This window comes from Neobacillus sp. NPDC093182 (assembly GCF_044754045.1).
In genome coordinates this window covers 263,406-282,928 of sequence record NZ_JBIVOI010000002.1, presented here as the reverse complement: position 1 = coordinate 282,928, position 19,523 = coordinate 263,406, and the positions used below count along the sequence as shown (strand labels likewise).

At 40.0% G+C, this 19,523-nt stretch carries 22 protein-coding genes and 2 pseudogenes; 10 read left to right on the top strand and 14 right to left on the bottom strand.

Going from position 1 to position 19,523, the window contains the following annotated elements; all coding sequences use genetic code 11:
• Positions 1-265 (top strand): annotated as a pseudogene (locus ACIQAA_RS06000) (hypothetical protein); the annotation flags it as partial.
• A gap of 35 nt (positions 266-300) precedes the next feature.
• Here ACIQAA_RS06000 and ACIQAA_RS05995 read toward each other — a convergent pair.
• The gene (locus ACIQAA_RS05995) at positions 301-861 is read right to left on the bottom strand and encodes a sugar O-acetyltransferase (protein WP_402616302.1); all 561 of its coding nucleotides are present in this window, start codon (positions 859-861) and stop codon (positions 301-303) included.
• Positions 862-991: 130 nt separating this feature from the next.
• Here ACIQAA_RS05995 and ACIQAA_RS05990 point away from each other — a divergent pair, with 130 nt between their 5' ends.
• Positions 992-1,567 carry a GNAT family N-acetyltransferase gene (locus tag ACIQAA_RS05990; RefSeq protein ID WP_402616299.1) on the top strand — a complete coding sequence of 192 codons (576 nt, stop codon included), beginning with the start codon at positions 992-994 and terminating at the stop codon, positions 1,565-1,567.
• Between the two features lie 59 nt (positions 1,568-1,626).
• On the opposite strand, the gene ACIQAA_RS05985 is transcribed toward ACIQAA_RS05990, so the two are convergent.
• Complete coding sequence (locus ACIQAA_RS05985; protein WP_402616296.1) at positions 1,627-2,400, bottom strand: DUF3891 family protein; 774 nt, start codon at positions 2,398-2,400, stop codon at positions 1,627-1,629.
• Positions 2,401-2,573: 173 nt separating this feature from the next.
• Positions 2,574-2,969 (bottom strand): secondary thiamine-phosphate synthase enzyme YjbQ, encoded by a 396-nt coding sequence (locus tag ACIQAA_RS05980; protein WP_402616294.1) that lies wholly within the window; start codon positions 2,967-2,969, stop codon positions 2,574-2,576.
• 53 nt (positions 2,970-3,022) lie between these two features.
• Here ACIQAA_RS05980 and ACIQAA_RS05975 point away from each other — a divergent pair, with 53 nt between their 5' ends.
• From ACIQAA_RS05975 to ACIQAA_RS05955, 5 genes and pseudogenes are all read left to right on the top strand, one after another.
• Positions 3,023-3,781, top strand: a complete 759-nt coding sequence (locus ACIQAA_RS05975) for a 2-phosphosulfolactate phosphatase (protein WP_402616291.1) — start codon at positions 3,023-3,025, stop codon at positions 3,779-3,781.
• A 3-nt stretch (positions 3,782-3,784) separates the two neighbouring features.
• Complete coding sequence (locus ACIQAA_RS05970; RefSeq protein WP_402616289.1) at positions 3,785-4,183, top strand: GNAT family N-acetyltransferase; 399 nt, start codon at positions 3,785-3,787, stop codon at positions 4,181-4,183.
• Between the two features lie 11 nt (positions 4,184-4,194).
• Positions 4,195-4,707, top strand: a pseudogene (locus ACIQAA_RS05965) (histidine phosphatase family protein); the annotation flags it as partial.
• 21 nt (positions 4,708-4,728) lie between these two features.
• On the top strand, positions 4,729-5,259 hold the full coding sequence (locus ACIQAA_RS05960; protein WP_402617094.1) for a GNAT family N-acetyltransferase: 531 nt from the start codon (positions 4,729-4,731) through the stop codon (positions 5,257-5,259).
• A gap of 1 nt (position 5,260) precedes the next feature.
• The gene (locus tag ACIQAA_RS05955; protein ID WP_402616286.1) at positions 5,261-5,836 is read left to right on the top strand and encodes a class I SAM-dependent methyltransferase; all 576 of its coding nucleotides are present in this window, start codon (positions 5,261-5,263) and stop codon (positions 5,834-5,836) included.
• Positions 5,837-5,909: 73 nt separating this feature from the next.
• Here ACIQAA_RS05955 and ACIQAA_RS05950 read toward each other — a convergent pair whose 3' ends face one another.
• Entirely contained in the window at positions 5,910-6,047 is a 138-nt protein-coding gene (locus ACIQAA_RS05950; RefSeq protein ID WP_402616283.1) for a hypothetical protein, read from the bottom strand.
• A 140-nt stretch (positions 6,048-6,187) separates the two neighbouring features.
• On the opposite strand from ACIQAA_RS05950, the gene ACIQAA_RS05945 reads away from it, so the two are divergent.
• From ACIQAA_RS05945 to ACIQAA_RS05935, 3 genes are all read left to right on the top strand, one after another.
• Positions 6,188-6,709 (top strand): P-loop NTPase family protein, encoded by a 522-nt coding sequence (locus ACIQAA_RS05945; protein ID WP_402616280.1) that lies wholly within the window; start codon positions 6,188-6,190, stop codon positions 6,707-6,709.
• A gap of 21 nt (positions 6,710-6,730) precedes the next feature.
• Positions 6,731-7,585: an alpha/beta fold hydrolase gene (locus tag ACIQAA_RS05940; protein ID WP_402616277.1), complete on the top strand. Its 855-nt coding sequence runs from the start codon at positions 6,731-6,733 to the stop codon at positions 7,583-7,585.
• A 135-nt stretch (positions 7,586-7,720) separates the two neighbouring features.
• On the top strand, positions 7,721-8,056 hold the full coding sequence (locus tag ACIQAA_RS05935; protein WP_402616274.1) for a YnfA family protein: 336 nt from the start codon (positions 7,721-7,723) through the stop codon (positions 8,054-8,056).
• 39 nt (positions 8,057-8,095) lie between these two features.
• Here ACIQAA_RS05935 and leuD read toward each other — a convergent pair whose 3' ends face one another.
• The 10 genes from leuD to ilvE form a co-directional block, all read right to left on the bottom strand.
• A complete protein-coding gene (gene leuD / locus ACIQAA_RS05930; protein ID WP_402616271.1) occupies positions 8,096-8,677 on the bottom strand; it encodes a 3-isopropylmalate dehydratase small subunit in 582 nt (193 codons plus the stop codon).
• Positions 8,677-10,095, bottom strand: coding sequence for a 3-isopropylmalate dehydratase large subunit (gene leuC, locus ACIQAA_RS05925; protein ID WP_402616268.1), 1,419 nt, complete (start codon positions 10,093-10,095; stop codon positions 8,677-8,679). The genes leuD and leuC overlap by 1 nt, the downstream gene beginning before the upstream one ends.
• Before the next feature lie 164 nt (positions 10,096-10,259).
• A complete protein-coding gene (leuB, locus tag ACIQAA_RS05920; RefSeq protein WP_402616265.1) occupies positions 10,260-11,366 on the bottom strand; it encodes a 3-isopropylmalate dehydrogenase in 1,107 nt (368 codons plus the stop codon).
• A gap of 47 nt (positions 11,367-11,413) precedes the next feature.
• Positions 11,414-12,967 carry a 2-isopropylmalate synthase gene (locus tag ACIQAA_RS05915; protein WP_402616262.1) on the bottom strand — a complete coding sequence of 518 codons (1,554 nt, stop codon included), beginning with the start codon at positions 12,965-12,967 and terminating at the stop codon, positions 11,414-11,416.
• Positions 12,954-13,985, bottom strand: coding sequence for a ketol-acid reductoisomerase (gene ilvC, locus ACIQAA_RS05910; RefSeq protein ID WP_402616260.1), 1,032 nt, complete (start codon positions 13,983-13,985; stop codon positions 12,954-12,956). The genes ACIQAA_RS05915 and ilvC overlap by 14 nt, the downstream gene beginning before the upstream one ends.
• A gap of 23 nt (positions 13,986-14,008) precedes the next feature.
• Positions 14,009-14,530: an acetolactate synthase small subunit gene (ilvN, locus tag ACIQAA_RS05905; protein WP_034677413.1), complete on the bottom strand. Its 522-nt coding sequence runs from the start codon at positions 14,528-14,530 to the stop codon at positions 14,009-14,011.
• Complete coding sequence (ilvB, locus tag ACIQAA_RS05900; RefSeq protein WP_402616256.1) at positions 14,527-16,254, bottom strand: acetolactate synthase large subunit; 1,728 nt, start codon at positions 16,252-16,254, stop codon at positions 14,527-14,529. Before ilvB ends, ilvN begins: the two co-directional genes overlap by 4 nt.
• Positions 16,255-16,360: 106 nt before the next feature.
• A complete protein-coding gene (locus tag ACIQAA_RS05895) occupies positions 16,361-16,618 on the bottom strand; it encodes a hypothetical protein (RefSeq protein ID WP_402616254.1) in 258 nt (85 codons plus the stop codon).
• 135 nt (positions 16,619-16,753) lie between these two features.
• Positions 16,754-18,424, bottom strand: coding sequence for a dihydroxy-acid dehydratase (gene ilvD, locus ACIQAA_RS05890; RefSeq protein ID WP_402616252.1), 1,671 nt, complete (start codon positions 18,422-18,424; stop codon positions 16,754-16,756).
• A 10-nt stretch (positions 18,425-18,434) separates the two neighbouring features.
• Positions 18,435-19,343 carry a branched-chain-amino-acid transaminase gene (gene ilvE, locus ACIQAA_RS05885; RefSeq protein WP_402616249.1) on the bottom strand — a complete coding sequence of 303 codons (909 nt, stop codon included), beginning with the start codon at positions 19,341-19,343 and terminating at the stop codon, positions 18,435-18,437.
• Between the last annotated feature and the right edge of the window lie 180 nt (positions 19,344-19,523).

The window sequence follows — 19,523 nt, the reverse complement described above, 5'->3', positions numbered from 1 at the left end:
CGTTGTCAGAATCAAGGGTCTATTTGGACAGGTGAAGCAAGAAAAGCCGCTGCGTTGTCAGAATCAAGGGTCTATTTGGACAGGCGAAGCAAGAAAAGCCGATGCGTTGTCAGAATCAAGGGTCTATTCGGACAGGCGAAGCAAGAAAACCTGGTGCGTTGTCAGAATCAAGGGTCTATTTGGACAGGTGAAGCAAGAAAAGCCGCTGCGTTGTCAGAATCAAGGGTCTATTTGGACAGGCGAAGCAAGAAATCATCGCCGGTAGTCCGAATCAAATTATATTCCAGTAGGTACCTGCCGTTATCCTTGGATTGATTTTATGATTTTTGCTGGATTTCCACCTGCCACAACATTATCAGGTACATCTTTTGTCACAACTGCGCCTGAAGCAATTACGACATTATTTCCAATGTTGACACCTGGATTAATAACAGCTCTTCCGCCAATCCATACGTTATGACCAATGGTAACTGGTTTTCCATACTCTTTACCCGATATTCTTTCATTGGGGTCAAGGGGATGTGTCGCAGTGTAAATGTGTACTCCAGGAGCAATAAAACAATTATCTCCAATACGAATCTCACATACATCCAAAAAGACACAATCAAAATTCGCATAGAAATTCTCGCCTACATGAATGTTGTAACCATAATCGCAGCGGATAGTTGGTTCTATGTATATATTCTTTCCAGTTGAACCGAATAATTCTTTTAAAAGAGCCGTCCTTTTTTCGTCATCGGTTTCAATTGTTTGATTGTATAATCTGGTGAGGCCACGGGCATTTAAACGTCCTTGCAACAATTCAATATCAGCTGGATCATAAAGATCACCAGCTATCATTTTCTCTTTTTTAGTTTTCAATTTCTATACCTCCAGTTAATAAAACTGTTTGTATCATACTGAGCTTAAAGTCAAAAATATGGTGATTACATATATTGGGGAAATTTTACACATACTTTCCTCATTAGACTTAAAACAGAGGAGTAATGTAATGCATTGGTATGAGAAGCTAAATCAATATTTTCCGATTGAAGAAATGAAGTCTAGAGAGCATATGGAAACTTTATTAAAAGAGCGTTCTGACATCTATCATAAGGATGAGGGTCCAAATCATGTGTTGATGTATGCTGAGTTAGATGATTTTGTATTTATTGATTACCTTTTTGTTTCAAAAGATGCGCGCGGGCAGGGACTTGGACATAAGTTGATCGAAAAAATGAAACAAAAAGGAAAGCCTATTATTCTTGAAGTTGAACCCGTAAACTATCAAGACAGTGATACAGGAAAAAGACTACATTTTTATAAACGGGAAGGTTTTGAGCACGCTAATTCAATCGGATATGAGCGAAGGTCGTTGGCAACAAATGAGATTAATAAAATGGAAATTCTTTATTGGGCTCCAAATAAAGAGTCTGAAGAACTAATATATGAAGCCATGAGAAAGACATATAATAAGATTCATACCTATAAAGATCAACACTTTTATGGCGAGTCCTACCAACCAGTTGAAGAGGTTTTGACCTTTAACGAAGAACCTCAAAATCAGAATATCTTAGATAATTTATAACAAAAAGCTTTACTCCAATATGGGGTAAAGCACCTTTTGTTTTTAGCGGGATTAACAGATTAGCCTTCCTGTAAAAAGGTAACCCTTCTCATAGAAACAGGGGTATCCTTGTGTGCTTGTAATATACCATGCTCTACAATTTGCTCTTTCATTACAGCCTTATAAGGCATATTTACTTCTAATTCCCCCTTTAAAGGGGAGAAGGAAAGCGAAACCGTTTCTTGGTTTTCCCAATGAGCAACAATTGGCTTGTCCGTAACAAACGGAAATAACTGTGGAAACCCATTGCGAAAAAATGGGTGAATCCCTTTATTATCGCCAGGTTCATTTAGACCGATAAACAGGGAGAGATAATCACAAAATTTTAGTAAATCTAAGTGGTACATTAGGGTTTCTTGTTTATGCTTATCTCCCGTTAATTGCAATTCCTTTGAAAGCTGTTCCTGTCTTTGCTTTTCTTCTTTCCAAAATTCCCTGACAGCAGGCTCGCTTGAATCTTGAATGAACGATGAGTAGTGCAAGCTGCATAAAAGTCCTGCATACTTGCTTAGTTTTTCTACTTCGTCTAACCCCTTTTTATAAAAAGTAATTTTGAGGGATAGTGGATAATCAATAAAAGAGTACGGTTTCTCCGTTTTATCATTCCATACCGGGGACGAATCCATTTCAATCCAGCCTCGGTCATGTTCTTTAATTGCCAGCAGTACTTCTTGAGTACGGTTTTCATCAAAAAAATAATCCTTTTTGCAATTCTGAGCGATTACACCTGCAATTTGTGCGTGGTCATTCTGAGTTACCATAAGAAAGCTTTGTTTCCGTTCCAGTATAATCATTCTCGTAAATCCCTTTCCTTTTTAAAAACTGAACTTGTTCGGATTCCAAATGCTCCTTTTATATTTCCTTTATCCAGTAGATTTAAACCAAAACTTCCTGCAATCTTGATAACATTAGAAGGAAAAGAACTACCTAATAAAGAATTAACTATTTCGGCTAAATAATTTTAAGGTTAGAGGATTTTTACATAAAAAGTTCGTGTGCGCGGTCCATCAAACTCGCAGAAATAGACTCCCTGCCACGTACCTAACAGCAATTGTCCGTTTGCAATAATAACATATTGTGAAGCCCCGACTGTACTTGCTTTCATATGGGCTGCAGTATTGCCTTCCATATGCCGATCAAGTTCATGGTGCCATGGATAAACCTCGTCAAAGCGCCGAATCATGTCTCGTTTCACATCTGGGTCAGCATTCTCATTAATAGTAATGCCTGCTGTTGTGTGTGGGCAATATACGATAGCAGATCCTTCTCGCACGTTATTTTCAGTAATGAAGTCCTGAACCTGTTGGGTGATTTCCATCATTTGATCACGGGTATTTGATTTTAAAGTGAGTTTTTTTAGCATAATATCCTTCCTTTCAAATCTATTACAAAAATTATATAAAGGTGGCGGTTGTATTGTTCAGTCAATCTCCCTATGTATGTCGAATGGAATGGGGCAGACGTGGCGCTAGAGAAGCAGCAGAACGCGGTGATATTATTATTATAGTCGATATCTTAAGTTTTTCATCCACTGTCGTATCTGCATTACATTTGGGTGCAGTGATTTATCCTTATCCCCCGTATGGTAACGGGAAACAATACGCGAAAGAAGTAAATGCTGAATATATTTTGGGCAGAGCGGAGGCAGCAAAGGCGGGGAAAGCAACATTATCCCCTGTTTCCTTTAATGAAGAACATTCAAATAAGAGGTATGTACTTTCCTCACTAAATGGAGCTTTTTGCACTTGGATTGCCTCAAAGTCACAAGCACTTTTTATTGGATCTCTATTAAATGCCGCTGCAGTGGCTTCCGCAGCTAAACAATTAAGATTAAAAACTAAAGCAAACATTACAGTAATACCTTGTGGTGAGCAATGGAGTAATGGGAGAGAAGAGGAAGAGACTCTTCGTCCTGCTATGGAGGATTATTTAGGCGCCGGCGCTATTTTATCTTATTTGGAAGGTGAGAAATCACCAGAAGCAGAAGTATGTATGGGTGCATTCCTGCAGGCGGAGCCAAAATTAGACGCACTGATTTGGGATAGTGGAAGCAGTCGAGAATTGCGTGAACGAGGATTTGCAGCGGATGTAGAACATTGCAGCAGGTTAAATGTTTATCAAACGGTTCCGATTTTAAAAGATAATCATTTTGTATCATATAATGGAGAGTTGTAGCCAATGGAGCACATTCGTATTCGACAGTACCAAGAAAAAGATTTTAATAGAATTCAAGAGTTAAACCAGCAAGAGGGCTGGAATAATTTAGTAGAAAAGAACGAAGATACAAAAGTGGCATGGAAGCATTCAAATGTATCGTTGGTAGCGGAGGCAGAAGTCGATGGAATAGTCGGATATATTAGAGGTTTTACCGACACGGTAATTACTCTTTATATTTGTGAATTATTAATTGACAAAAAGTATCGTGGTAAAGGTATCGGAAGGGAGTTACTTCGATACATTCATACTAAATATCCAAGAACGAGAATGGAACTACTTGCTACTAGTACCTCTCATACTTTTTATGAAGATCAGGGCTATCGTCCATTTTACGGATTCAGAAAGACCATTGACGAATAGGAGTGAAAGTGATGAAGAAGATTTATCTTATCAGGCATTGTGAGGCTGAAGGGCAGCCTGCGGAAGCGTCACTAACAGACAATGGCTTTCAACAAGCTAACCGTTTATCAAAATTCTTTAGAGATATGCCTATAGACCGCATTATCTCTAGTCCTTATAAGCGTGCTGTTCAAACGGCAGAACCACTTGCAAAAAGCAGAAACCTTGAGATTGAGAAAAACGATCTATTAACAGAACGTATTCTTAGTTCCCAAAACCTGACCGATTGGCTTGAAAAACTAAGAGCAACATTTGATGATTTCGAATTGAAATTCGAAGGTGGAGAGTCTAGTAATGAAGCAAAGGATCGAATACTAAGTGTAATGGAGGAGGTTATGAACAGTGAACCCCAAAATACACTCATTGTTACACATGGAAATTTACTGTTTTTACTTTTAAATCATTATAATTGTCATTTCGGTTTTGAAGAATGGAAGGGTTTACGTAATCCGGAAGTGTTCCTTTTGAAGATAGAGAACGAAACCGTAACATTCGAAAGAGTGTTAATGGAATCGGGCCATCAACTATCCTTGATTAAACCAACCGTGGCGTTGAGGGATGAATACCTGTCATACTATAAAGAATGGGTAGTAAGCAAAGAAGATATGGTACCTTGGGTGATTAAAAAAGACCCATCAGACTTTGAGGCGATGATCCAATTTTTAAAAGATAATGAGGAAGGTAGTAATCTTCCAGAAGGCTGGGTGCCTGATTCAACATTTTGGTTAATAAACCAAGACAAAAGGATACTTGGGGTGGTTAATATAAGGCATCAATTAACACAAGATCTTTTCAATCGTGGCGGACACATTGGTTACGGTATCCGTCCTTCAGAGAGAAGGAAAGGATTTGCGACTAAATTGCTGTCATTGTCGCTCGAAAAAGCCAATGAGTTAGGAATTAAAAAAGCTCTGGTTGTATGTGATGAAGATAATACCGGTTCCTATAAAACGATCATTAATAATGGAGGGATACCAGATTCCGACTTTATTGAGGAAGATGGAAATATAATAAAAAGATTCTGGATAGAAACTTAATATGTCATTTGGGGGGAAACTGGTGGTAATTGAAAAGGAAATCAAAGTGGTTATTGGAGCAGGGGAGTACAATAACAATCCCGGATGGGTACAAACTCAGGAAGAGGAGCTAAATTTACTTGATGAGACCAATTGGGATAAAAGGTTTGCTCATAACTCCATATTAGCCATTCTAGCTGAACACGTTTGGGAGCACTTAACCTATGAAGAAGGAATAGCTGCTGCAATGCTATGTTTTAAATACCTTAAGCCTTCTGGTTATATTCGCTGCGCGGTTCCAGATGGGTATTTTCCCGATGAGGAATATCAAAATATAGTGAAAATCGGCGGACCTGGGCCAAAAGATCATCCTGCTGCAAGTCATAAGATTGTACATAACTATCATACATTATCGAAAATGTTTGAAGATGCAGGATATAGGGTTAATTTACTTGAATATTGTGATGACGAAGGTAATTTTCATTTCAATGATTGGAATCCAGAAGATGGAGTTATTTTTCGTTCAAAAAAGTTTGACCCAAGGAACAACGACAAACTATTATTTCCATCTCTCATCATTGACGCAATAAAACCTTAAAGTATTAATGCCGGAGTTCTTGAGTTAATAGCTGGGCACATGCAAGGGGCAGGAAATATCTGCCCCTGCTATATTAGATTTCTTTCTTACCTTGGTATTTCATCTTAAACTCGGCTTCACTCATATTTGGATTCTTTCTAGGTGTTGTTTTGCTAAGAGCCTTCTTCATTTCCACATTTGCGTCGTCGCTTGTATTATATTTTCCATCCATCGTAATCCCTCCTTTTTGATACTTATTATCAAACCCTAATCATTTTTTCATTCTTTATTTTCTTATAAAAGTAGGAGGAGATATTGATTCATAAATAGAATAATGTTGAACTTAGATTAAATTAAAAAGTAGGGATTTATTTGAAAAAAGGAGTTCCTAGAAAAATACATATAATCGGCTCGGTTGGAAGTGGCAAAACAACCTTAGCAAAAGAGCTGTCAGTAAAGTTACAAATTCCCTATTATGAATTGGATAATGTTGTTTGGAAAAGGCATAAATCTGGTGATATAAGAAGAACGGAGGATGACAGAGAGGTATTTTTGAATACAATCATACATTCTGAAGGTTGGATTGTGGAGGGTGTTCATAATGAAGACTGGGTGAAAAATAGTTTTCAAAATGCGGAACTAATCATCTTTTTAGATACAAATTACGCAATAAGAACGTATAGAATTATTAAGAGATTTGTTTTACAAAAGCTTGGTGTGGAGAAATCAAATTATAATCCCACGCTGAAAATTTTTTTGAAAATGTTTAAATGGAATAGGTATTTTGAAGAGGTAGGAAAACCAAATTTCTTCAATAAATTTGCCGTTTATCATGATAAAATTTTAATTGTTACGAAAAATGATGATATAAAAAATCACTTTAAAATAGGTTGAAGAAAATAAGGAGTATTATACATGAACTGTTGGAATCAGAGGTTAGTAGAAACCTCTCGTGGAACGTTTGAAGTATTTAGTAAAGGTGAGGGAGAACCTATTTGTGTAACTCACCACTATTCCGAATTTAATGAGACTGGTGATTATTTTGCTGAATCCTTTACGAAGACACACCAAGTTTACTTAGTTAACTTACGTGAAGCAGGAAATTCAGCTAAGGCAGTAGAACCGTACCATCTTAGCATGCTGGAAACCATATTTGACTTAGAAGCGATTCGTGAAGAATTAGGTTTTGATAAATGGGGTTTTGCAGGCCACTCTACTGGAGGAATGTTAGGAATCGTTTATGGAATTTACTTTTCCAGCAGCTTGAAGTTTAATGTGATAGTCGGAGCTGCTGCAAGAGAATTTACTACATTTTCTCCAGATTGTATTTATAATAAAAATCATCCAAAATATAAACGGATGCAAGAACTGATGGAATTATTGAAACAGGTACATTTATCATCAGAAAAGAGCCATGAGCTTTCCAGTGAACGTACAAAATTATCATTAAATGATCCAGACAAATTTAATGAACTCTTCAATTTAAATATTAGGAAGAAAATATCGGCAGCACGGTTGAATTTTTTTAACCGCGAAATTCAAATTTTTGATGTTACGAAAAAATTAAAGCTCATTTCATCCCCAACCTTAATTATGTGTGGAAAATATGATGTACAATGCCCACTTACATACTCGTTAGAAATGAATGAATTAATACCGTATTCAAAACTAGTTGTTTTTAATCATAGCAATCATTACCCATTTCTAGAGGAATCTGAACTATTTAAGAAGGAATTTAACCAGTTCCTTAGTTATAATGGACTCAGATAAATCGTCTGATTTCCGTTTTACGGCGGATATCTATTTATTAAGGGAACCAGAGCGTCTGATTCCCCGTTGGCTAATTTCAAGGTATTAGGGAACCATATGGATTTTTTTATATAGGCTTCTACTTAACAAAAGGACGTGGACACAGTGTTACAAGCAACAATGTTATTTATCCTTGCAGGTTTAGCTGAGATAGGAGGGGGTTATCTTATCTGGCAATGGCTGAGGGAAGGGAAGCCATCCTACTTGGGACTAATTGGAGGAGTGGTGTTGGCTTTGTACGGCGTGATAGCTACCTTTCAGGCCTTTCCATCATTCGGACGAGTTTATGCCGCTTACGGAGGAGTATTCATTGTACTTTCGCTTTTGTGGGGGTGGGGCATCGATAAAAAGACTCCAGATTTATATGACTGGATTGGCGGAGGAATATGTTTAATTGGTGTTTTGGTGATCTTATTGGCTCCAAGACAATGAAAATGAGCTTGGATGTCCAAGCTCATTTTATTTATTTATTTATTTGGCAAGTTCATATTGTGAAATTTTATCTTCATAGTTCAAAGTTACACCAATTTCATCCCAGCCGTTAAGCAGCATTTCTTTCGGATATGGTGCAATATCAAAAGTAAACTCCAACCCTTGATTATCGGTAACCACTTGATCTTCTAGATTCACAGTAAGGGAGTACTCCTCATTCTCAGCATTACGCATAATACTTTGAACCTGTTCTTCACTTGCCTGAATGGTGAGGATACCATTTTTCACACAGTTATTTTTAAAAATATCTGCATAGCTTTGGGCAATAACCACTTTAAAGCCATAGTCCTGAATCGCCCATGGTGCATGTTCACGAGAAGATCCACAGCCAAAGTTTTCGCCTGTTACTAGAATAGAAGCTCCCTGATACTTAGGATGATTCATTGAAAAATCCTTTCGCAGTTTACCATCATCATCAAAGCGCCAGTGATAAAATAAAAATTGTCCAAAGCCGCTTCGCTCAATCCTCTTTAGGAATTGCTTCGGAATAATCTGGTCTGTATCAACATTACTTCGATTTAATGGGCAAACGATTCCTGTATGAATGCGTAATGGTTCCATTATAATACCTCCTGAGCAGTGAACTTGCGGACATCGACGAAGTGACCTGCAACCGCAGCAGCAGCAGCCATTTCAGGACTTACAAGGTGGGTACGAGATCCGTTCCCTTGACGGCCTTCAAAATTACGGTTGGAAGTAGAGGCACAGCGTCCGCCTGGAGGAACAATGTCATCATTCATTGCCAAGCACATACTGCAGCCAGCTTCACGCCATTCAAAGCCTGCTTCTTTGAAAATTTGGTCGATGCCTTCTTTTTCAGCAGCCAATTTTACGCTAAAAGATCCTGGTACTACAATTGCTTTTACCTTAGGATTAACCTTGTGACCGCGAACGACATCCGCCGCTTTTCGTAAATCACTTAACCGTGAATTGGTACAAGATCCAATAAAGACATGATCAATCTCGACATTTGATATCGGCTGACCTGCTTCAAGTCCCATATATTGAAGGGCACGAGAAATTTCATCTTTTTTATTCGCTTTTTCTTCATTATCCGGATTTGGAACCGAAGCTGTAATTGGGATACACATGCCCGGGTTTGTTCCCCATGTAACCTGCGGTTCAACTTCAGAAGCCTCAATTTCAACCACCGCGTCGTATTGTGCACCTTCATCAGTGGCAAGCGCACGCCAATTTGCTACAGCTTTCTCGAATGCTTCACCCTTAGGAACATGCCTGCGTCCTTTAAGGTATTCAAAAGTGGTTTCATCAGGAGAAATCAAGCCTGCGCGTGCACCAGCCTCAATCGACATATTACAAACAGTCATACGTTCTTCCATTGAAAGGGAGCGGATTGCCTCACCTGTATATTCCATTACATAACCAGTTCCAAATTGAACCCCAAATTTACCGATAATCGCTAGGATTAAATCCTTCGCTGTTACGCCTGTTCCAAGCTTTCCATTTACCTTCACATTCATTGTTTTAGGAGGTGCTTGCCAAAGTGTTTGTGTTGCTAGGACATGCTCCACTTCACTTGTCCCAATTCCGAACGCTAGGGCACCAAACGCACCATGTGTAGAAGTATGACTATCCCCACAGACGATTGTTTTTCCTGGCTGTGTAAGGCCAAGCTCAGGACCGATTACATGAACGATCCCATTATCAGGGTGTTGACGATCTGAAAGTTCAACGCCAAATTCCTGGCAGTTCTCTTTTAAGGTGTCAATTTGTTTCTTTGAGATAGGATCTTTGATTACATTTCGATCACGTGTGGAAACGTTGTGATCCATTGTCGCATATGTTAAATCTGGGCGGCGCACTTTTCGGCCGTTCATTCGTAATCCTTCGAATGCTTGAGGAGAGGTTACTTCATGAACTAGGTGCAAATCGATATAAAGTAAATCAGGTTTTCCTGCTTCTTGATATACAACATGCTGCTCCCAAACTTTTTGAATTATATTTTTTGGTTTTTGCATAGTGTCCTTCCTCACGTTTATAGATTTTGTAAAAGAGGGATGTCGCCCCGTTTTTTTAAATTCATATATAACTCCGATTCTGAACATATTTCAGTGATAGTTCATCAAAAATAGGTTCCTAGATAGGGAGAAGCAGCTGGACTGATGAGCCCAGCTGCAACCAATTATACGTAACAGCTCATGATACATTTTGATGCGTTTTGGGACTTAATATAATCAACAATTAGACGAGTCATTTCCTCTGTGCCCACTTGTCTTCCTCCAGGAATATGAAGGTCGGCTGTGTGGAATCCACTGTCCAACACGGACTGAACAGCATCTTCAATTAATGTTGCCTCATCATTTAGTTGGAAAGAGTAACGCAGCATTAATGCAGCTGATAAAATCATTGCAGATGGATTGGCAATCCCTTTGCCGGCAATGTCTGGTGCTGAGCCATGAACTGGTTCATATAAACCAACACCATCTTCGCTCAAGGACGCGGAAGCTAGCATTCCAAGTGATCCTGTTAAAACAGAGGCTTCATCACTAAGAATGTCACCAAACATGTTCTCTGTCACAATGACATCAAACTTAGTAGGATTTGTAATCAATTTCATTGCAGCGGCGTCAACCAATACATGCTCAACAACCACGTCTGGATACTGAGCTTTTTTCTCTTCTACAATTTCGCGCCACATTTTACTGGATTCCAATACGTTTGCTTTATCAACAGAAGTAAGGTGTCCACTCCGTCCTTGTGCTGCTTGAAAGGCTTTGTCTACGATTCTTTCAATCTCTTTACGAGTATAAGCAAGTGTATCAACGACAGTTTGACCGTTGTCACGGCGTTCACTTGGAGTACCAAAGTAAATACCGCCTGTTAGTTCACGGACAATCAATAAGTCACTGCCTGCCACAACCTCTTCTTTTAATGGAGAAGCATGAAGCAAATTTTTAAAGCCTTTGATCGGTCTTAAATTTGCATATAAATCTAGTGCCTTACGAATACCGAGTAATCCTCTTTCAGGGCGTAAATGGGAGGGGTTGTTATCCCATTTTGGGCCGCCAACCGCACCTAATAATACTGCATCCGCCTGCTTACAGGCGTCGACTGTTGTTTCCGGCAGGGGAGTTCCGTAAAGGTCAATGGCTGCCCCTCCGATTTCATGGGTTTCGAAGGTAAAACTGTGGTTAAATTCTTCAGCAATAGCGTTCAATACATCTTGTGCAGAATTAATAACTTCCTTGCCAATCCCATCACCAGGTAGTAATACAATACGTTTTTTCATTCGAAGCAACCTCCTCGTCATTTTTTATATCGCCTTAGGAAAGGTTTTTATGCTTGAGCTAGTTCAGCTTGAGCTTGAGCAACAGCTTTTGTGTTGAATAATACACGGTTTACAGTATTTAAGAACGCTTTAGCAGAAGCTTCTAATACGTCCTGAGCTGATCCGCGGCCACTTACTTGTGTACCATCAACCGTCATTTTAACATGTACTTCAGCTAATGCGTCACGCCCTTGACCAACGGAATTTAATTTATAATCAGTAAGATGAATTTCTTCTTTAATTAGAGCTTCTAAGGTATTCATTAGAGCTTCAACACTTCCTGAACCTGTACGTGCCGTTTCTACTCGAACACCTTCTGGCGTGTTCAGTGCAACTGTAGCAGTAGGGAGGTTGGCTGAACCATAATGAACCTGGAAAGCCACTAGCTCATATTTTTTAATATCCGCGACGGCTGTTTGGATGTCTGTTAAAATGGTGAACAAATCTTCATCGGTAACTTCTTTTTTACGATCGGTGAGCTGTTTAAAAGCTGTAAATGCTTCTTGAAGCTTTTCAGCTGATAAGGTGAAGCCCATATTTTCAATTTTATCCTTAAATGCATGACGTCCTGAATGCTTACCAAGAACTAAATCATTTGATTGAATACCAACCATCTCAGGAGTGATAATCTCATAGGTTAAGGTATTTTTTAATACACCATCCTGATGAATACCAGACTCATGAGCAAAAGCATTTTTTCCTACTACAGCCTTATTACCGGGAACAATCATTCCTGTAAAGCGGCTGACAAGGTCGCTTGTGCGCTTGATTTCTTTTAAAACAAGATTCGTGGTATAAGGGTATTTATCTTTTCTAATATTTAGTGCTACTGCGACTTCCTCTAGTGAGGCGTTCCCGGCACGCTCTCCAATACCGTTAATTGTTCCCTCGACCTGGGTAACTCCATTTTCAATGGCTGCTAGTGTATTGGCAACAGCCATTCCTAAATCATCATGGCAATGACAGGATAATGAGGCCTTATGGATATTTGGAACGTTTTCTCGAATATAACGGAACATGTAACCATATTCTGCTGGAGTGGCATACCCTACCGTATCAGGGAGGTTAATGACAGTTGCTCCTGCGTCGATAACCTTCGTAATGATTTTGACAAGAAAATCAAGATCTGAACGAGATGCGTCTTCAGCAGACCATTCGATATGAGGGAATCTTTGTTTTGCATATGCCACCATATCGACAGAGGTTTGAATGACTTCCTCAGGTGTTTTGAACAATTTATATTTCATATGAATAGGGGAGGTAGCAAGGAAAACATGCAACCTTGGTTCTGCAGCATCCTTTAACGCGTCCCACGCAATGTCAATGTCCGATTTGGTTGCTCTTGCCAGGCCAGTCACAGAACTGTTTTTAATACTCCGGGCAATTGCTCTTACTGCCTCGAAATCCCCTTGGGAGGAAGCCGGAAACCCGGCCTCCATAATATCAACGCCAAACTTTTCTAGTTGTCTAGCGATTTCCAGTTTTTCAAGCTGGTTTAAATTTACACCAGGAGATTGTTCACCATCACGCAGTGTCGTATCAAAGATGTTAACGTGAACCATTTACCACAGCTTCTTTCTTTTGGTTTACAGGTTTTTTAATAAATGGCATTAATTCACGAAGCTCACGGCCGACAACCTCAATTTGGTGATTGTTTTCGCTGCGGTTGATTGCGTTAAATTGTGGACGGTTTGCTTGGTTCTCCAAGATCCAGCCCTTCGCAAATGCACCAGTTTGGATATCTGTTAACACATCTTTCATGCGGGCTTTTGTATCTTCGTTAACAACACGTGGTCCAGAAACGAAATCTCCCCATTGAGCTGTGTCAGAGATAGAATAACGCATGTTTTCTAATCCTCCTTCATATAGAAGGTCAACGATTAATTTTAATTCGTGTAAACACTCAAAGTATGCAACTTCAGGTTGATAACCAGCTTCTACTAGAGTTTCGAAACCAGCTTTGATTAAGGCAGTAGTACCGCCGCAAAGAACTGCCTGTTCTCCGAATAAATCGGTTTCTGTTTCTTCTTGGAAAGAAGTTTCCAATACACCTGCACGAGCAGAACCGACACCTTTAGCATAAGCTAGAGCTAAGTCACGCGCTTGGCCAGTGTAGTCTTGGTAAACTGCGTATAGTGCTGGAACACCAGCGCCTTCTGTATAAGTGCGTCGAACTAAATGTCCTGGTCCTTTAGGTGCAACTAGGAATACGTCAACATCAGCTGGAGGTACGATTTGTGTGAAATGAACGTTGAAACCATGGGCAAATACTAGTGCATTCCCAGCTTCAAGGTTTGGTTTGATGCTTTCTTCGTATACTTTAGGCTGCATTTCATCTGGAAGTAAAACCATTACAACATCTGCTTGACGAGTTGCTTCTGCAACAGATGTTACTTCAACACCATCTTCAACCGCTTTATCCCATGATTTTCCTTCTCTTAAACCAACAACAACGTCAAATCCGCTTTCTTTAAGGTTTAATGCATGTGCATGACCTTGTGATCCATAACCGATTACTGCGATCTTCTTTCCTTGTAATACTGCCTCTTGAATATCTCCGTTATATAATACTTTTGCCATTATAATCATCCCTTCGAAAATGTTTATTTTATTTGAGAGTAGGTAGTTAACTCGTTAACCTGTGGTTGATGTCCGCGTAAGAAAGCGGTTAGTCCTGTTCTAGCAATCTCTTTAATTCCATATGGGCGAAGTAAGTCAATCAACGCGTCAATTTTGTCTGGCCGGCCTGTAATCTGTATCGTTAAGCTATCTTTACTAACGTCAATGATCAAGGCACGGAAAGGGTCAATGATCCCGTTAATTTCACTGCGGAGCTGTGAGCTGCCTGCTACTTTAATTAAAGCCAGTTCACGTGCGACAATCGCCTTATCTGTAATATCTGAAACTTTTAACACATCAATTTGCTTGTTTAGTTGTTTGGTAACTTGTTCAAGGCGCTGCTCATCTTCGACTTCAACCACCAAGGTCATTTTTGAAATGCCTTCGGTTTCAGTTGGCCCGACTGAGATGCTTGAAATATTAAATTGCCGTCTTTGCAAAAGACCCGTGACTCGATTTAAAACACCACTTCGGTCCTGAACGGTTAAGGATATAATCCGTTTCATGATGGTTTCACCCCAATCATTTCATGTATACCTTTGCCAGGAGCAATCATTGGGAATACTTTTTCCTGCTGGAGCACTCGGCAGTCCATTAAAACAGGACCGTCATAAGCAAACACTTCAGGAAGCTTGGTGATTAATTCTTCTTGGCTTTCAATCTTTAACCCTCTGATATGATAGCTTTCTGCCAGCTTCACAAAATCAGGCTGCGAATGAAGGATGGACTCTGAAATGCGGTTACCATGTAATAATTCCTGCCATTGTCGAACCATACCTAGGGCACCGTTATTGACAATGATGATCTTTACAGGCAGGTTCTGTTCATAGATTACAGATAACTCTTGCAAGGTCATTTGGAAACCAGCGTCACCAACAATGGCTACTACAGTGCTTCCTGGAGAAGCCATTTGTGCTCCAATTGCTGCAGGGAAGCCAAAGCCCATCGTTCCAAGTCCACCGGATGTAACCCAGCGATGCGGTTTTTCAAAGTTGTAATACTGAGCAGCCCACATTTGGTGCTGGCCAACGTCCGTCGTAACAACAGCTTCCCCATTGGTTACTTTATGAATAGCTTCAATCAGCCATTGTGGAGACATTCCATTTGGACTGTGTTTATACCATAATGGGAATTCTTCTTTATACTTATTTAGTGTTTCTAACCATTCTTCATTTTCGGGTGTTGCTGCTGTCTGATTGATTAATTCAGTCAAAGCTTCCTTTGAATCAGAAACAATTGGAATATTTGTTGGAACATTTTTGCCAATCTCAGCAGGATCGATATCAATATGTGCCACTTTCGCAGTTGGAGCGAAGTGCTTTAAATTGCCTGTTAGACGATCATCAAAGCGAGCGCCGATATTGATTAGTAAATCAGATTCATACATTGCCATGTTAGCTGCATATGTTCCATGCATACCACCCATCCCTAGAGAGAGAGGATTGTTTGCTGGGAAAGTTCCAAGACCAAGAAGAGTGGTTACGACTGGAATCTTGTGCTTTTCAGCAAAAGCTGTTAACTCTGTAGAAGCTTTTCCGTGAAGAATACCAGCACCGGCGAGAATAACCGGCTTTTTTGACTTTGCAATCGCGTCAGCAAGTTTTTTGATTTGCAGCGGATTTGGCTTCGTCGTTGGCTGGTAACCAGGCAGGTGGATCGTTCCTTCTTCAGGTATCTCTAATAATTCTCCTGCCGAGATATCCTTTGGAATATCGATTAACACCGGACCTGGACGGCCTGTTGATGCAATATGAAAGGCTTCTTTTACAATCCGTGGTAAGTCGCCAATGTTTTGCACCTGATAATTATGTTTTGTGATAGGTGTGGTAATCGCCATGACATCGGCTTCCTGAAATGCGTCGGTTCCAATCACACCTCTTGCTACCTGACCAGTGAAAATCACTAGAGGTAAGGAATCCATCATTGCGTCGGTAATTCCAGTCACTAGGTTGGTGGCACCAGGACCAGAAGTCGCTATTACAACCCCGGGTTTTCCTGTTATACGTGCATAACCCTCAGCAGCATGAATGCTTCCTTGCTCGTGACGGAAGAGGACGTGCTTAATGGTGCCTCTCGCACGATAAATCGCGTCATATATTGGCAGAACGGCACCACCCGGATACCCAAAAAGCGTATCAACACCTTCATTAATTAATAAGTCAATGAGCAGGTCTGCACCAGTTTTAGGTGCCGTACTTGTTTGGAAATCCGGCTTTGCTTCTACTTTCACCTCGTATTCCCTCCTTGTGAATGTTCAAATCTTTAAAAAGTGAACCGGTATAGATATCGTACCTGTATAATAAAAAAGGCCATTTTCTCTCCGAATAAACTGCAGGTTACAAAGATAACAGCAGAATATTTCGGGGAGAAATGGCCTTCCATTTCTCGGTACCACCCGGTTTTACAGCATCCTCACGAATACTGCCTTTTGAAGCGGTAAAAGAATCATAACCGCTTCTTTTGGTAACAGGTGCCCTATAAGAACACCTGATTGAGCCTAATAAGGTAGGACTGTTCAGCTCAATACTCAGGGATGATGTCGGAATAAGGTGTATTACTGGGCTTCCAGCAACCCCAGCTCTCTGAAAATACATTTTCTTATTCCTTTATTCCCGTCATCGATTTTTTCTATAAATTTTTCAAATCAACTGAAATGTCTTTAACCTCGGCGATTAATAGGGAGCCTAAACCCTGAGTAGGTTAAAGCGACAGCAACTGATAATTCTTATTTATATTTTCATTATCCCGCCAGTATTGGCGGATGTTACCAACTTTGCATATTTGGCTAGGTAGCCGGTTTTGATTTTTGGCTCTGGCTTTTGCCATAAGCGTCTTCGTTCTGCTAAAACTTCGTCATCCACAAGCAATTCAATGGAACGAGCAGGCAGATCGATGAGGATTTTGTCACCATTTTCAATTAGAGCAATAGGTCCGCCTTCAGCGGCCTCAGGTGATATGTGTCCAATTGAAATTCCGCGACTGGCACCTGAGAAGCGGCCATCCGTGATAAGTGCAACTTCTTTACCTAATCCACGACCCATAATAGCGGACGTAGGGGCAAGCATTTCTGGCATTCCTGGACCGCCTTTTGGACCTTCGTATCGTATAACGACAACGTGTCCTGCCTGAACAGTACCATTATTTATATTTTCTTGTGCTTCTTCCTGAGATTCAAAAACGATTGCTTCACCAAGGAAGGTTTGAATTGATGGGTCAACTGCACCGACTTTGATTACACTGCCATCTGGAGCAATATTTCCATATAGGATGGATAGTCCACCAACAGGACTATATGGATTGTCTTTGGTCCGGATGACATTCTCATTCGTTATTGCTGCATCCTTCACATTTTCTTGAAGGGTTTTTCCAGTAATGGTTAAGCAGTCCTTATGGAGTGCTCCTTCAACTTTATAAAGCTCATTAATAATTGCACTAACTCCGCCAGCATGATGAATATCTTCCATAGAATAATCAGACGCAGGCATAATTTTGGCCAAATATGGGACTTTTTCAGCAATTTTGTTAATATCTCGTAAATCATAATCAATACCTGCTTCATGAGCGATGGCAAGGGTATGTAGAACAGTGTTCGTTGATCCCCCCATAGCCATATCTAAAGCAAATGCGTTGTCAATCGCTTCTCTTGTGATAATGTCGCGTGGACGAATATCATTTTTTACTAATTCAACAAGATGTCTTGCGGCTTGGCGAATCAGTTCATGTCTTTCTTCTGAAGTTGCGACAATCGTTCCGTTACCTGGAACTGTCATCCCTAATACTTCCATTAGACAATTCATCGAGTTTGCTGTGAACATTCCTGAGCATGAGCCGCAGGTAGGACAAGCATTGGTTTCAATCTCCAGTAATTGTTGCTCAGTCATTGAACCACTATGGTATGCACCAACGCCCTCAAATACGGAAGTAAGAGAAAGATTCTTTCCAGTGGTTGGAGAAACTCCTGCTTCCATGGGACCTCCTGATACAAAAACAGAAGGGACATTGGTTCTAGCTGCTGCCATTAACATTCCAGGTGTGATTTTGTCGCAGTTCGGAATATAGAAGACGCCGTCGAACCAATGGGCATTAATGACAGTTTCTGCACTATCAGCGATAATTTCACGGCTTGGAAGCGAGTAACGCATTCCAATATGGCCCATTGCAATTCCATCATCAACACCGATCGTGTTAAATTCAAAAGGTATTCCGCCAGCTTCACGAATCGCTTCTTTCACAATCTCACCGAAACGATTAAGATGTTTATGTCCAGGGATAATTTCAATAAATGAGTTACAGACACCGATAAATGGTTTATCTAAGTCCCTAACAGTTACCCCAGTTGCGTATAATAGGCTGCGGTGGGGAGCACGGTCAATCCCCTTTTTAATCATATCGCTTCGCATTTTTTATCTCCTAACTGACAATGGCGTGGTTTGCTGATTCAGGGTAACAAGCCACTCCGTCTGTTGTTACGATTTTTCTAAATTCTTCTAAAAGGTCGTTTGTAACGTTTCCTGGTTTACCGCCGCTAATTTCTCGGCCATCGACTGAAATAACAGCAATGACTTCAACAGCGGTACCGGTTAGGAACACTTCATCAGCGACATAAACATCGTGCCGGGTGAATGGAGATTCTCTAACCTCATAACCTTTCGCTTTTGCAACATCAATAATAGCGTTGCGGGTAATACCTTCTAATGCCCCCAAGTAAACAGGAGGGGTATAAATAACTCCATTTTTTACAATGAAGATATTGTCAGCGGAACCTTCTGTTACATATCCTTGATCATTGAGCATTAAAGCTTCTTGTACGCCAGCCTGATTGGCTTCTAATTTAACAAGAATATTATTTAAATAGTTAAGTGATTTTACTTGTGGACTTAGTACATCCGGACGATTTCGTCTGCTCGCTACTGAAGCAATTTTGATTCCCCGCTCATAAAATTCTTTCGGATATAAAGCTAATTGTTCAGCTATAATAATGACGTTTGGCATTGGGCAGGAGGAAGGGTCCAGTCCGAGATTTCCTTTACCTCGTGAAACAACAACACGAATATAGGCGCTGTCTAATTCATTTTTTCTGATCGTATCCACAATTAATTGTGTCATTTCTTCCTGTGTATAAGGAATTTTCAACATAATGGATTGTGCTGATTCGAACAGTCTTTTTAGGTGGGCATCGAGTCTAAAGACGTTTCCGCTATAAACACGAATGCCTTCAAATACTCCATCTCCATATAAAAATCCATGGTCAAAAACTGAAACTACAGCATCCTCTTTCTTGACGAACTCTCCGCCAAGGAATATCCATTGACTTCCCAACCTAACCACTCCTTTTAGTCATACAACGCTTTAGATAATTAAAACCTGTTGTAAAAAAATTCCCATGCCTTATCTCCTAATTGTGAGGATGATTTGAAGGTATGTTCATTTGTTAGAATATTTAATACAAAATATATTTTCAGTAATCTTACACCCAATCTAAATCTTGGTCAACACAAA

Bases quoted from the DNA above. Each gene is read 5' to 3' on its own strand.
- ilvC (WP_402616260.1), bottom strand. From the start codon at position 13,985: ATGGCAAAAGTATTATATAACGGAGATATTCAAGAGGCAGTATTACAA.
- ACIQAA_RS05895 (WP_402616254.1), bottom strand. From the start codon at position 16,618: ATGTATTTTCAGAGAGCTGGGGTTGCTGGAAGCCCAGTAATACACCTT.
- ACIQAA_RS05985 (WP_402616296.1), bottom strand. From the start codon at position 2,400: ATGATTATACTGGAACGGAAACAAAGCTTTCTTATGGTAACTCAGAAT.
- leuD (WP_402616271.1), bottom strand. From the start codon at position 8,677: ATGGAACCATTACGCATTCATACAGGAATCGTTTGCCCATTAAATCGA.
- leuB (WP_402616265.1), bottom strand. From the start codon at position 11,366: ATGAAAAAACGTATTGTATTACTACCTGGTGATGGGATTGGCAAGGAA.
- ACIQAA_RS05950 (WP_402616283.1), bottom strand. From the start codon at position 6,047: ATGGATGGAAAATATAATACAAGCGACGACGCAAATGTGGAAATGAAG.
- ACIQAA_RS05915 (WP_402616262.1), bottom strand. From the start codon at position 12,967: ATGGTTCACGTTAACATCTTTGATACGACACTGCGTGATGGTGAACAA.
- ACIQAA_RS05980 (WP_402616294.1), bottom strand. From the start codon at position 2,969: ATGCTAAAAAAACTCACTTTAAAATCAAATACCCGTGATCAAATGATG.
- ACIQAA_RS05990 (WP_402616299.1), top strand. From the start codon at position 992: ATGCATTGGTATGAGAAGCTAAATCAATATTTTCCGATTGAAGAAATG.
- ACIQAA_RS05955 (WP_402616286.1), top strand. From the start codon at position 5,261: ATGTCATTTGGGGGGAAACTGGTGGTAATTGAAAAGGAAATCAAAGTG.
- ACIQAA_RS05970 (WP_402616289.1), top strand. From the start codon at position 3,785: ATGGAGCACATTCGTATTCGACAGTACCAAGAAAAAGATTTTAATAGA.
- ilvD (WP_402616252.1), bottom strand. From the start codon at position 18,424: ATGCGAAGCGATATGATTAAAAAGGGGATTGACCGTGCTCCCCACCGC.
- leuC (WP_402616268.1), bottom strand. From the start codon at position 10,095: ATGCAAAAACCAAAAAATATAATTCAAAAAGTTTGGGAGCAGCATGTT.
- ACIQAA_RS05940 (WP_402616277.1), top strand. From the start codon at position 6,731: ATGAACTGTTGGAATCAGAGGTTAGTAGAAACCTCTCGTGGAACGTTT.
- ilvN (WP_034677413.1), bottom strand. From the start codon at position 14,530: ATGAAACGGATTATATCCTTAACCGTTCAGGACCGAAGTGGTGTTTTA.
- ACIQAA_RS05960 (WP_402617094.1), top strand. From the start codon at position 4,729: ATGGAATCGGGCCATCAACTATCCTTGATTAAACCAACCGTGGCGTTG.